This is a genomic window from Elusimicrobiota bacterium (assembly GCA_016180815.1).
Lineage (GTDB): Bacteria > Elusimicrobiota > Elusimicrobia > JACQPE01 > JACQPE01 > JACPAN01.
Genome location: JACPAN010000020.1, coordinates 24,193 through 37,429 on the forward strand (window position 1 = coordinate 24,193; position 13,237 = coordinate 37,429).

Annotated in this window: 9 protein-coding genes and 1 riboswitch; all 9 genes read left to right on the forward strand. The window is 57.0% G+C overall.

Annotation, left to right across the window (positions count from 1 at the left end; translation table 11 throughout):
* Nucleotides 1-19 precede the first annotated feature (19 nt).
* A complete protein-coding gene (locus HYT79_10395; GenBank protein ID MBI2070993.1) occupies nucleotides 20-1,741 on the forward strand; it encodes a hypothetical protein in 1,722 nt (573 codons plus the stop codon).
* A gap of 3 nt (nucleotides 1,742-1,744) precedes the next feature.
* Nucleotides 1,745-2,548, forward strand: a complete 804-nt coding sequence (locus HYT79_10400) for a MotA/TolQ/ExbB proton channel family protein (protein MBI2070994.1) — start codon at nucleotides 1,745-1,747, stop codon at nucleotides 2,546-2,548.
* Nucleotides 2,545-3,231: a flagellar motor protein MotB gene (locus HYT79_10405; protein ID MBI2070995.1), complete on the forward strand. Its 687-nt coding sequence runs from the start codon at nucleotides 2,545-2,547 to the stop codon at nucleotides 3,229-3,231. The genes HYT79_10400 and HYT79_10405 overlap by 4 nt, the downstream gene beginning before the upstream one ends.
* Entirely contained in the window at nucleotides 3,232-4,290 is a 1,059-nt protein-coding gene (locus HYT79_10410) for a hypothetical protein (GenBank protein MBI2070996.1), read from the forward strand.
* 69 nt (nucleotides 4,291-4,359) lie between these two features.
* Nucleotides 4,360-4,439: riboswitch (cyclic di-GMP riboswitch) on the forward strand.
* A 4-nt stretch (nucleotides 4,440-4,443) separates the two neighbouring features.
* Entirely contained in the window at nucleotides 4,444-4,587 is a 144-nt protein-coding gene (locus HYT79_10415) for a hypothetical protein (protein MBI2070997.1), read from the forward strand.
* A gap of 170 nt (nucleotides 4,588-4,757) precedes the next feature.
* Nucleotides 4,758-6,332 carry a PorV/PorQ family protein gene (locus HYT79_10420; protein ID MBI2070998.1) on the forward strand — a complete coding sequence of 525 codons (1,575 nt, stop codon included), beginning with the start codon at nucleotides 4,758-4,760 and terminating at the stop codon, nucleotides 6,330-6,332.
* Between the two features lie 195 nt (nucleotides 6,333-6,527).
* The gene (locus tag HYT79_10425; protein ID MBI2070999.1) at nucleotides 6,528-8,462 is read left to right on the forward strand and encodes a tetratricopeptide repeat protein; all 1,935 of its coding nucleotides are present in this window, start codon (nucleotides 6,528-6,530) and stop codon (nucleotides 8,460-8,462) included.
* Nucleotides 8,463-8,465: 3 nt separating this feature from the next.
* Nucleotides 8,466-9,710 (forward strand): hypothetical protein, encoded by a 1,245-nt coding sequence (locus HYT79_10430; protein MBI2071000.1) that lies wholly within the window; start codon nucleotides 8,466-8,468, stop codon nucleotides 9,708-9,710.
* Nucleotides 9,711-13,235, forward strand: a complete 3,525-nt coding sequence (locus HYT79_10435) for a hypothetical protein (protein MBI2071001.1) — start codon at nucleotides 9,711-9,713, stop codon at nucleotides 13,233-13,235. It begins immediately after the preceding gene.
* The last annotated feature ends 2 nt before the right edge of the window (nucleotides 13,236-13,237 follow it).

The following is a 13,237-nucleotide window of genomic DNA, read 5'->3' on the forward strand; positions in this document are numbered from 1 at the left end:
TAGGAGGGAGAACTCATTGGTGAGCCGTTATTTACCGTCGGGAAATAAGTTTAAGCGGTTCGGCCGCGATATTTTTATTTTATCGATGTGCCTGGCCTCATTCGCGGCCGCGGCCGCGGCCATTGAATTAGGCGGCAGCACGATCCTCGAGGTTTCCGCCCGTCTGTCCCGTGAAATGAAAGACCGCATCCAGGTGCACCTGGATAAAATTTTCGGCTACGGCAAAAGCGAAGTGTTCGTGCACGTGGACATCGGGTTTTCCAAGGAGGTCAAAGGCGATTTTGAGAAAACCCTCAAAGCGTATCTTTCGGGCGAGATCAATCGCGCCGCCATGCAGGGCGCCTCGCCTCAACAGTCGCAGGGAGGGGGTTACCAGTGGTTATTTCCGGGCCTTTCCGCGGAAGGCGGCTCCGCCGGCGCCGGGCAATCCCAATCTTATATTTTGCCCGGCTTCACCATGCAGGGTTTCGGCGGCGGCACGCCGCCTGCGGCCGCGCCTCAGGGGGGAGGCGGCGGGCCGCAAATGATGCCCGGGCCGGGCATGCCGTTCGCGGACCCGAATTTCCTTTATGCCATCGGTCTTGAAATCAAGCGTATTTTCGTCAAGGTGGCGCTGGATTATTCCCTGCCCAGCGACGCTGAAACCAAGGTGCAGGCGCTGTTGGGGGCTTTGCTGGAGGTCGACCCCAATCGCGGCGACCGGATCGTGATCACGCGTTTCAATATGCCGAATCCTATTTTTGAGCTGTTCAAGGATTCCAAGTTTTTAAGCCTTGTCCTGCAATGGGCCACCATCGCGGGGTTGATCCTGGCCGGGTTGATTTTGATCAGCCTGTTGGTCGTGGTGACCATGCGCAGCTTATTCAACATTCTGGGCCAGTGGGTCGAGGCGTTTTTGGCCATGCGCCATCGGACCATGGAATTGAAATTTGACGTGCCTCCCTGGCTGCGCGAGGCCTTGCCCGCCATTCGTTTCAGGAAGGAAGAAGGTTCGCCGGATGAATTGGACGCCCAGGGGGCTCCGAAAATGATCGAAGCCCAAACCGCCGAAGGGCCGGCGGGTGATTTGACGATCAATATTCCGCCTGAGCGGGCCACGGAGCTTTATCATTTGATCGGCAAGGAGAATCCCCAGCATGTGGCCATGGTGGTGGCCAAGCTGGCGCCGGCGACGCGGGCCGCTTTTTTGTCGTCCTTGCCGCCGGATCGCCTGGCCCAAGTGTTTTCCGCTTTGGGTCAGCCCCAATACGTGGAGCGCGACGTGCTGCTGCGCTTGAAAGAAGAGCTTGAGCACCGCATCGTGGGCGTGGTCGGCGGAGAGACCGAGGTTGTGCGCACATTGGAAAGCATGGCGCTGGGGTTCAAAATGAAGCTGCTGAAAAATCTCGAGACGCAGAACGCGGTTTTATTTCGCTCGGTCCGCAAAAGAATTTTGTTATTCGAAGACCTGATGCATGTCGGCGACCAGGAATTGAACGTTCTTTTATCCAAGGTGCCGATCCAGGAATTGACCATGGCCATTGCCGACGGCTTGACGTCTCCGGCCTTGAAAGAAAAAATCATCCGGGCGCTGCCGCGAAAAACAGCCGAAACCCTGACCGAGCTCCTGAGCATGACCGCCAAACCGCCCGAGGAGAAAATTTTCGAGGCCCAGGATAAAATTTTAAGAATCGCCCAAAAAATGATCGTGGACGGAACCATGCATCATCCCTTGGCCGAGGCCAGCCTGGAGGGGAAGTAGTTTATGGATTGGACGACGTTAATCGGGCTGATATCAGGCATCGCGGTGGTGGTTTATGGGCTTCTGGAAACGCAAAGCGCCCACGCGTTCTTAAACATTCACGGTTTGATTCTGGTGGTGGGGGGAACAATAGCCGCCACCTTTATTAACACGCCGTTTTCGTTGATCGGCGACGCCTTGCGCTCCCTGCGATTTTTATTTTTAAAACCCAAGGGCGTGGCCCCAAGCGAAGCGATCCGGACCATCGTGTCCTTGGCCGAGAAGGCGCGGAGGATGGGTAATTTGTCCATTGAAAACGATGGACAGGGCGTGGGCGACGGTTTCCTTCAGGCCTCCATCGACGTCTGCCTGGCGACGTCCGATGAGAAGCTCTCGCGGGAAATCCTTTCCCTTCGCGTGCGTCAGGCTAAATCGCGCCATACCGAGGTGGCGAATGTGTTTCGCACCATGTCCATTCTGTTCCCCATGTTCGGCCTGGTCGGTACGCTCATCGGCATCGTGACCGTCTTGAAAAACATTTCCAATCCCAAAAACGTGGGCCCGGCCATGGCCGTGGCCTTATCCACGGCTTTTTTCGGGATTCTGCTGGCCAATATGGTTTGCGTTCCCGTGGCCGGAAAACTTAGGCTGCGCGCCATCGAAGAAGCCTTGAGCCAGGAAATTTTCATCGAAGGCGTGCTGAAGATTTTTTTCAGCCCGATGATTCCTTCGCAGATCGGCCTTTATCTTGAATCGTATATGGCCGGGCGTTCGAAGGGGTCTGCGGCGGGAGCGCCTGCGGTCGAAGGAGCCGCAAAAACCGCATGATCGACGCAGAAGACGAAAACGACTTGGAGAACCAATTAAATAAAGGCGCCTTGTGGGCGGTGACCTACGGCGATTTGATGAGTTATTTGATGCTGTTTTTTTTACTGATGTTTTCTTTCAGCATGTCGGAAGAAGGCATCTCCTTCATCGAAAGTTTGTCCGAAGTGCAGAAGACCTTCGGCGGCGAAGAAAACAAGGAGCTCTTGGAGCGCAAATCCAAAATCGTCAAGGAGGAGGAGCTGGCCAAGGATCTTCAGGAAAAATTCGGCGGCAAGGCCGGGCTCGATAAATTCACCCAGGTCGAATTGTCCGAGGAGAAAATCAAGATCACGTTGAGAGAAGCCATTGTTTTTGATCCGGGGGAAATCGATTTAAAGCCGACCGCCAAGACCGTGCTTCACGAGGTCGCGGAATTCGTGGGCTCCATGCCCAACCGGATCGTCGTCGAGGGCCACACCGACAACATCCCGGTCCCCAAAGGGAGCCGCTTTGTTTCCAATTGGGTGGTGTCCATGGCGCGGGCCTATCGCGTGCTCAAGTATTTTTCCGATGAAGAGAAAATTCCCGCCGAGCGCCTGGCGTGCGTGGGTTACGGCGAACATCAGCCGATCGCCGATAACACGACGCCTGAAGGACGGGCCAAGAACAGGCGCATCGAAATCACGTTGGTGAGGACCAAATAAATGGCCGAAGGCTTCTTTTCTCAATTTTTTGAGGGCGGGGTCCCTCCGGGAGCTCAAGGAGCCGCCAAGCCGTCCGAGGGCCCCCCGCCGAAGTCCGCAACGCCTCCCCCAAAAGCCTCCGCTGGGCGGGGAGGGGGTTCCCTCGAAGCGCGTTTGGCCGATCTGGAGCGCCAATTGATGGAAGCCAGGGAGCGCGCCCTCATGTTCGAGGTCCGGTTTAAGGAAATGCAAAACGCCCAAGGCGCGGTCGAGGAGATGTTCGAAAAGCTTTGGGCCAAGGCCAACAAGGAGCGCGTCGAGGAAGAGCTCCGTTTAATTCGGGAAAAATCTCAGGCCAGGGTTGAGACTTTGGAAAAGCGCCTGGATGAATTTCAAAAGGCGCTGCTGGAGCTGGTCAGCCTGAGGGATCAGGAAATGGTCCGGTTTGAAGCCCAGGTGAAAGAGCGCATCATCAAGCATGTCGAGGAGGCGATGTCCAAGCTCCAGGGCGCCCAACAAAGCACCGCGGCCAAGGTGGCCGAGTTGGAGCGTTTTTGGAGTTATCTGTTGTCCGATTTTAAGGAAATCTCAGCGTCGGCCGCGGCCATGAAAGGGACGATCGCCAACTTGGAATCGGTGATCGCGGGCAAATTGCGGCGGGAGTTCGCGGATGAGTTGGCAAAGGCGGCCCAGCAGTGGGCGGCTTCTTTAGCCGCGCTGGATATAAAAACCGATCAGAAAAGCCGGCAGTTGCGCCAAGAGACGGTGGCTGAATTGCGCGATCTTTGGAGCCAGATCGTGGAGCCCGCCAAAGAGGCTTTTTTGGCTGATTTGCGCGAATCCACGGAATGGAAGCAGATGCGGGGTTTGGCCGAGCGCCTGCTGGCCTTGGAGGAATCCCTGGAAACCATGCGCCAGAACTCGGTTTCGGGGCGCCATGATTGGAGAAAGGAAATCGATGTTTTGCGCTCGGAGCTGGAAACCATGCGCCCTGATTTGCGCGGCGCCCATCAGAGCATCGGGCGCCTGGACGAAGCGCTTCAGATGATCCTCAACCTGGTCGAACGCGGGCAAAAATAGAGCCTACCCCCCGTTTCAATAACCCGACTACCCTTGACTCCGTCTGATTTTGGGGATAAAACCAAACTAGAGCGACAAAGGCAATCCCGGCCGCAAGGCCGGGGGCGCAAAGCCGAGGTTCTCCGTCGGGAGAAGGCCGGGCTGCCGAAGACAATGAATACATTAATAGTCGCGTATTTAATCGCGTTGATTTTGGCCGTCGAGCTAAGCTCGACGGTTTATTTTTTAAGCCTAAAGAGTTTGAAAAAAGCAGATTTCGGGCATCGAGGGCCGAAAGGCCTTCTGAGCAAACGATAAACGACGCCCGGGGCTTCCGTGAGGAGGCCCGGGGCAAGTCCCGCGCCCAACGGGGCACGGGAGGCAAACTCAAGCGAAGCGAGACCCTGAGCCAAGTCGAGGGGCCTCGCCAAGCCGGGGGCGCAAAGCCGAGGTTCTCCGTCGGGAGAAGGCCGGGCTGCCGAACGCTGATGAAGGCGATTATTGGAGCGCTTAGCGTCATGATGATGCTGGCGAGCCTTGGGACGCTTGAAGCGAAAAGTTCAGGCGGGGAGGCGGGCCGGTTCCTTTCCTATGGGGCCGGCGGCCGGCCCTTGGCCATGGGCGGCGCTTTCTATGGATTGGCCGACGATGCCACGGCCGCTTACTGGAATCCCGCGGGTTTGGCCGGCTTGCAGCGAAAAGAGCTCGTCGCCATGTACGCCCAGCTCTACGCCGACACCAATCTTGGTTTTCTCGCCTATGCCCACCCGATGGCCGCCAAGGGAACGGTCGGGTTCATGTACAACCAGTTGATTTCCGACGGATTCGAGAAGGTGACGATTCAAACGGATAATCAGGGCAATATCACCGGGCTTCAAACCATCGGCACGTTCAGCGACGAACAGCGGGCCCTGGGCATGGCTTGGGGCAAGCCCATCGCCGAGCGTTTTGATTTGGGCGTCAGTTCCAAATTTTTGACCCGCAAGTTGGACACCAGCGTGGATTCGCATATCGGCATGGACATTACCACCATCATCCGCGCCTTCCCCCGCTATCAAATCGGCTTGGGCTTGCACAATGTTCTGGCCATGAAATCCGGCGATACCGATGACACCCTGCCCTTGACGCTTCGCGTCGGCAACAATTACAAGCTCATCAGGGATAAACTTTCCCTGGGGTTGGACTTTGAGAATTCCCAGCGCAGCGGCTTATCCTGGCGCTTCGGCGGCGAGTATTGGGTGTTGTCCTGGATCGCTTTTCGTTTCGGCATTCAAGGCGACCCCGGCTCAACCGGCGGAGCCAGGGAGATGAATTTCGGCGCCGGGCTTCATTACCAGAATTTTTCCTTGGATTTGGCCAACGCGGTCCATGACCTGGGGCTGACCACCCGGTTTTCCGCTTCATGGCGCTTCGGCGGCTCCATCAAAGTGAGTCAGGAGTCGAAAATCCGCCGCAGCGTTCAACTCGGTTTCGACGCCTTCCGCAGCGGCAATTTCCTCATCGCCCTCCAGCGTTTAAACCAGGCCCTCGATGCCCAGCCTGGCAACAAAATGCTTCAAGGCATGGTGGAGCGCCTCCAGCAAGTGGTGGCTGTTTACCCACAGGCCCTTGGGGAGTCGGAAGTCATGACCTATGTCCGAAAGGGCGTGGCCCAATACATCAGCGGCGCCGATCAAAAAGCCTCGGTCAACGCGCTGCGATACGCCTTCAATAAAAACATCCAGGATGAGAAGGTCCTGGGCTTGCTCAACCTGGTGGAAAAAGACGCTCAAGTGCCCGAGCTCACTCGCAAAATCGAAGGCCCTCAAATTTTCACCTGGATCGATCAGAAGGTTTTCGATGCCCGAAGCTCCTTCCACGACGGCAAATATGACATCGTGATCAGGCGCTGTCAGGATATCCTGGACTTGGAGCCCACGAACACCACGGCCCTGGAGATCATGGGCAGCGCCTTCTTTATGATGGACCAAAAGGACAAAGCCACGGCTTTGTGGAAGCGGGTTTTGGAAGTCGATCCCAACAACAAAACAGTGCGGCCTTTCCTGGAGTCCTTGGAGAAATGATGATCGGCATTTGGGTGTTGCGCGTCGTGGGAAGGGGGTTTAGACTTAAAGGGTAGGTACGGGTCCATTGTCATGATTAGGGATACAAACGGCAGAGAGCCTGTTGAGTCTCGTCGGCCATTGCGGACCGGCGGGGCTAAACTTTTTGACCAAGTCCCAGGACCTGTCACTGGCAGGTCCTGGCCCGCGAAGCGGGTGGACGCGGAAATGGTTGGAGCAGGGCCGTGCGTAAACCATGACGGGGGCGGGTTCGCCGCTTACGGCATTTTCCCTTTGCTGCTGGGCGGCTTGATCGCCTTGGCCACGGTGTTGGCCTTCGGCCAGGAGACGGGCGGCGATTATGGGCTGCCCAATTTTTCTCTCCTGGAGAAAGAGCGCCAACTGCGCGGCGAGCTTGAGAAAAAAATACAAACGGATATTTTGGATCCGATCTTGGGCCGCGGTAAGGCCGTCGTATTCGTTTCGCTGGAGTTGGACGTTGTGACCGTGCGCCAGAAAGCGGCTCAATCCGGATCGGGCGTGGCGTCGAAAGGCCAAACCCAGTCGCCGCTTCTTTCGGAAACGGAATATATCCTGCCGGGCATCCCGAAGCCCAAAAGTACGGATACCGGGCCGTTGGAGGGCAAATCGCAGCAAGCACGCCAGGAGCGCGAGGCTCTCCAGGAAAAAGCCGCTCAGCGGACCGTGGTTAAACGATTCGAAGCCGTGATCATGCATGATGAAACGCTCGCCGCGGATGTTCTGGATATGGTCCGCCAGCGCATCATCGACGCCCTGAAGCAGTTTGAGGTCAAGCCCGATCAGATCAGTTTCAAGCCGACCAGGATGGAGGGTCATCTGGTCGACGATTTTCGTCAGCCCATGGTTTATATCCCGTCCTTGTTCGCATTGCTTGTTTTTCTTTTCTTGATGTTTTTATTCGGCCCCTTGGCTTCGTTTATGCGCGGCTATGTCCGCCTGTTGGAACGCCGCGAGGGGACCGAGGTCAATGTCGAATCCGAATTCAAGAATCCCGAGGACGAAGGTCCCGGAGGCCCCGGCGGCGGCGCCATGGGCGCGTTGGAAGGAGAAATGGCTTCCCTGGAAAAAGAAGGGGAAGGGGGTGAGGAAGAAATGCAGAAGTTCGAGCCGTTTAGATACGTCAATGAGGAGAATATCAAAGGGCTGATTTATTTACTCAAGCGCGAGGAACCATGGATTATTTCCGTGGTTCTGACGTACCTCAAGCCCGAATTAGCTCAGAAGGTGCTGACTTCGCTGCCTGTTGATTTGCAGGCGCGCGTGGCCATGGAAACCGCGGTCATCCGGGAGGTCACCAGGGAGCAGGTGGTGGCCATTGACCAGGAAATCAAGGAACGGGTGGATTTTGTCATCGGCGGCATCGAACCCTTGGTCAATATGCTGGAGGAAGCCAAGCCCGATGTCCGGGAAAGCATTTTGGAATACCTCAGGAACGAAAAACCCGAGGTTTATGAAAAGCTGAGGAAGCGCCTTCTGTTGTTTGAAGACCTGCCTTTGCTTCCGGACAAGGTCGTGGCTATGGCCGTGCGCGAGCTCAAGCCCTCCGAGATCGCCGTCGCCCTGAAAGAGGCGTCTCCTGAGATCGAAAACAAAATTTTCGCGAATTTGTCTTCGGGCGCCGTTAATTTGGTCAAGGAAGAACTCGAGCTTTCCGCCGAGACATCTCTCGAAGAAGTGGAGCGGGAGCGCCAAAAAATTTTGGCGGTGATCAAACGCATGGAAACCGAAGGGAAAGTCGCGTTCAGGGAAAAGCCTCAGGCGACGATCATCGACGGCATCGAAGAGGATGAGGTCAAGGCCCAGGAGCGCATGCGCGCTTGGCGCGCCCCGGCCGGCGAAGGGGCCGCCCAGCCCGGAGAGCCGCCTCCTTACGAGCGAGGCTTGGCCCTTTATAACGAAGGGCGTTATGAGGAGGCGATCGGCGCCTTCCAGGCGGCCGTCGGCGAGCGCCAGGATTTTTGGGAAGCCTATCAGGCCTTGGGCGGGGCCTATTACGCGTTGGGGCGGTTATCGGAAGCCTTGTGGGCTTACGAGCAGGTGCTGGCCTTAAACCCTTCGCCCGAAGTCGAGGAATTCGTGCGCTCCATGCGCGTGCAGGCGGGGACATAACCCATGGAATTCAAAGACATCCAATCCACGATTAAATCGGGCAAGAAAGAGGACATCGCCAAAAATTGGGCCCTCTACATGGAGGAGCTTAAAAAGAAAAAAATTGAAACTCAGCCTCAGAAAGCGCCGGCGCCGCAGCAGCCGGCGGTCGCGGACAAGGAATTGAAGGACGCCCGCGATCGTCTGGAGACCTTTGAGCGGACGCTCGCTGAGGCCCAGGCCAAACTTTCCGCGCAAGAGGCGCAGATGACGGCCCAGCAGGAGTCCTCGCAAAAAAGCGGCGCGGACCTGGCCGCGCTGCAAGCCGATCTCAAGCAAAAAATCGAGGCGTTGGCTAAAGCCGATGAGCAGTTGATCCGCCTGCGTCAGGATTTTTCCACGCGCCTGATCGAGATCGACCGCCTGAATCAGGAACGCGAGTCGTTCCTGGAGATGGAAAAAGACATGCGCGCCAAATCCGAAATTTTGATGGAGATGGAGGCGAAACTCGCTCAAAACGCCCTGCATACCCAGGAGCTTTTGGGCCGCCTGGAAGAAAAAGACCGGGAGCTTGAGCAGGCGCGCTATCAGCTGGAGCGTTTTCAGAGGGGGGAAGTCGTCCGGCTCCTGGAGGCCAAGGTCCAGGAATTAGGGGGAAAAATCGCGGAATTGGAAGCCGCTCTGGCCGCTAAAACGACCGAGCTCGATGATTTTCGCGGATTTTTGAACCAGCGCGAAACCGAGCTGACCAAGCGCCGCGAAGAGGAAGCGGGGCTCTTCGCCCGGGAGCGGTCCGCTCTTGAGGAAAAAATCAATCAGGGTCAAACGCGTTTGAAAGAATTGGAAGCCGAGTTGGCCGGTCTGCGGCGCATTTTGATCAAAGAAGAGGAGCGTTCCCGTCAATTGGAAATCGTCGCTTCGGCCGCGGACGCCGACCGTCGCAGCCTGCAAGAACGCCTTGAGCTGTTGACCGGGGAGATGAAGGAACATCAAGCGAAGCTGTCCCGTTATTTGACGCCGGCAGCCCTCGGTCCCTCATCGTCCGCCGGCCCTGCGGCCGGCGTCCCTTCTGCGCGGCCGTTGTTCGCTCCGGAACGGCCGGCGGGGGAAGGTTGGGGCGTTTCTGCGTTGCCCATGGATTGGGGTTTGCCGGCTTTTCCCGAACCCGATTTTGAAGCCATGGAATGGGATGATCCTCTATTACACGCGCCCGAGCCCATCGAACCGGACGCTTTTGATTGGCCGCCAGACGAGGGAAAAGGAGTTTAGGTGGACGAACTCGACAAGCTCGAGAAAGAAAAAGACGAGGAACTGCTGAATTTGGCGGCTCGCATCGAACAGATTTCAAAGCTGGCCGAAGCCAGAAAAACGTTGTTTCAACGTGAGGCCGAGCAGTTAAAAGAGCTGTTCAACCGTTCGGTCGACAACCTCGAAACCACGCTCAAGCTTTCCCAAACCAAGCTGGCCGCGGAAATTGAAAACGCCAATAAAAATTTGACCGCTCTTGAGGCCCGTCTTCAGGAAATCGAGCAGGAAGCCAGCCCTGCGGTCGTCGAGAAGAAGCTCAAGGCGCTGGAGGATGACATCGTCCGCCAGGGCGCCGGCCATCCCTCGGCGAGTTTGGAATCGGCCGACGACTCCCTGAGCGGGCTCCATCGGCAAATCGAGGAGAGTATCCGCCAGAAAAGCGGACAAATCGGACGCCTTAAGGAGAATTTAAGCCTCAAGGAAAAAGAACTCGGCCAATTGACGTCGCGCGTGGAGGCCGAGAAGTCGGCCTTGGTGGCCAAATATAAAACAGCCCTGGATAAAAAGGAGCGCGCGGCGCGGGAAGCCATCCGGTTGCTCCAAGCGGAATTCTCCCGCCGACGCCTGCGCATGCAAGAGGTCACGAAAGTGGTGGAAGCCAGGGAGGTCTGGCTGGAAGAGGAAAAATCCCGGCGCCTGGAGGCTTTAAAAGGGCTGATGGGTGAGATGGAAAGCAGGGGCCAGGCCCTTCAGCAGAAGATGTTCGAGGAAAAAACGTTTTGGGAAGGCCAGATTAAAGCCGCGGAACAAGAAATCAACGCCTTGAGCATGCGTCTGGTGACCGGGCAGGCGGAATTCGCCGCGATTAAAACGAAAGGGGAGGAGGAACTCAAAAAACTCGAGTTCGAATTAAACGCCGAGTACACGCAGCGCGCCGAGGCCGTGGGGGCCGAGGTCAAATCCTTGCGCGGGGAGCTCGACGAAGCGAATACGCGCATCACCCAGCTGATCGGCAAGCTTCGCCGTTACGAGGAGGCCAATAAAAAGGAAGTCGCGGACCTGGAGGCGTTGGCTGCTAAGCGCCATGGCGACACCGCTCAGGAGATCAAGCGCCGCGAGGGCCGCTTGGCTGTCCTACGCGAAGAGCATCAAAAGCTGCTGGAAGCCAAAACGAAGGAGCTCGACGTCTTGCGCTCTGAATACGAAGCCAAGGTGTTGACGCCCACGCTTCTGGCCAAGAAAAAAGGCGTCGAGGAAATCGAAGCCAGAAAGAAAGAGTGGGAAAAGAAGCTTTTTGACCTGGAAGAGAGCCATCGGGCCGAACGTCTGCAAATGGATACGGCCATCCGCAACTGCCATGATCAAATCCGCGCGATTGAAGAGAAGTTGAGCCTTGAGGCGCGGTCCCATCAAGAGCGGATGAAAGAGTTGGCCGCCAAAAAAGACGAAATGCTCGCTCCTCGCGCGGCCCGGTTGGGAGAGCTGGAGAAAACCATCGAGCTGACCGCCGTAAAGTTTAAGGATGAAATCGCGGCTTTGGACGAGCGAAAGGCGAATATCCATCTGGAAGCGGATCATATGCGCGCGGCGTTTGAAGCCACCACCGAGGAGCACCGCCGGGAGCTTCTTTTCGCTATCGAGAATTTAAGGGCTCAGCTTGAGGCCCAGCAATCCCGCAGCGTCAAGGAAAAGGGCCAGTGGACCGACGCGCTGGAGACCAGCCGCAGCCAAGTGCGGCGGCTTGAAAAAGACCTCGAGGCGATATCCACCGCCCATGCCCAGGAGCTTCGGTCCCGCGAAGATGAAATCAGCGCCTCGCGCGCCACCGACGAGGAAAAAATCCGCTCGTTGGAATCGCTGTTGACGCAAATGGTCGCTAAATCCAAAGAGGAGATTAAAAATAAGGAGACGGAAATAGTCCGGGCCGAAGGCGCCGGCCGGCGGCTGATGGAAAACCTCCGCAGGAAGCGCGAGGCCGAGGAGTCGCGGCTGGAGGCCCGCCGGGTGGAGCTGTTGTCCGCGATCAACGAGCATGCCGAGTCCTTTGCCAAGGAGCGCAGCCAATTAACACAGGAAGCCGACGAGGTCCAGCAAAAGCTGTTGAAAGTTGAAAAAGTGCTCGAGGAGCAGACGCAGCGCTGGCAGGCCGTGTTCACCCAGTTGGAGGAAAAGCGCAGCCGGGAAATCGGTCCTCTGGAGGCGCGTTTGAGGGAATTGGAATCGCAACGAAGCGATTTCGAAGCGGCTTCGACAAACAGCCACGACCTCTGGGCCTCCAGGATCAAAGAGATGCGCGATGATTTATCCCGGCGCCAATCCGAGTGGACGGAGGCTTGGCAAACGCGCAAAAAAGAGCTGACGGATGAAACCTCGCGGCTGGAGGCGCGGCTGGCGGCTTTGCGCAGCCAGCACCGCAGCCAGCTCGATACTTTGGGCGCGGAGCGCGCCAGGAAGGAAACCGATCTTCAAGAAAAGGAGCGGTCCTTGGAGGAGCTTTCCGGAACGCTCGCCGCCAAGCGTCAAGCGGCTGAAACGGGATTGAAGGAAGAACAGGTTCGCTATACGCAAGCCGTTGAGAAAGCCAAGGCCGAAATCGAGCAGCTTCAAATGCAGATCGCGGCCGTCGACGCGGCCAAGGAAAAGGAGCTGGCTGCGTTGTCGAATGAATTGATCGGATTCGAGCAGACCCACCGCCGCCAAATCGAAACGTTACAGGAGCGTTTCACCCGCGACCGCCAAACGTTGGAATCTTCGCTCAAATCCCAGACTCAGACCGGTGAAGACGAAATCGCGCAGATGGAATCCCATATTGAAAATTTAACAGTCCAAATTAAGGATCGTTCCATGGAGCTGGAGGTGTTGAGGAGCCAGCAGGAAATCGAATCCGCGGAGATCAGCCGCCGCAAGAGAAAAGTCGTGGCTGATTTGCGCACCCACCGCGCGGAATTGGCTCAGGAGTTAAAGCAGGTCCGGCGCTCTTATCAGGAGAGGGTCAAGGAGAAGGATCATGAAATTTATTTGGCGCGTCTGAAAGTCGAGCTGCGTTCCAAGCGCCTGGAGGAGATTCTATCGGCGAAGCGCCAGGAGCTCGAGCGCATGCGCGCAGGCTGGGCCGGCCGCGCCGAACAAACGCTTGATCACCTGAAGACGAAAATCGACGAATTGTCCGCGGCCCGCCGGGCGAGGGAGGAGGAACTTAAATCGTTCGACGCTAAAAGCGGCCAACTGCGCGAGAATCTTTCCGAGCTGCGCGCCGGCGCGCAGCGTCCGGGAGCGTCTACTTCTTGGGAGGAAAAGGAGATCGAGCGCATGCGCGTCCGCGCCAAACAACAGATCGAGTATTTCCGGGTGCGCATGGAGGAGCTTTTGAAAACACGGGAGAATGAGAAGGCCCGGTTATTGGAGGCCGCGGAAAAAGTGGAGCCTATCAGCCGGGAGGCGTCCATGACGTTGACGGATTTTATTCTTGTTTGGGAGCGGGAAGTGCGCCGGATGGCCACGCTCATAAAAGGCCTTGAAGAATCTTCGTTTTGGAGACAACATTAAAG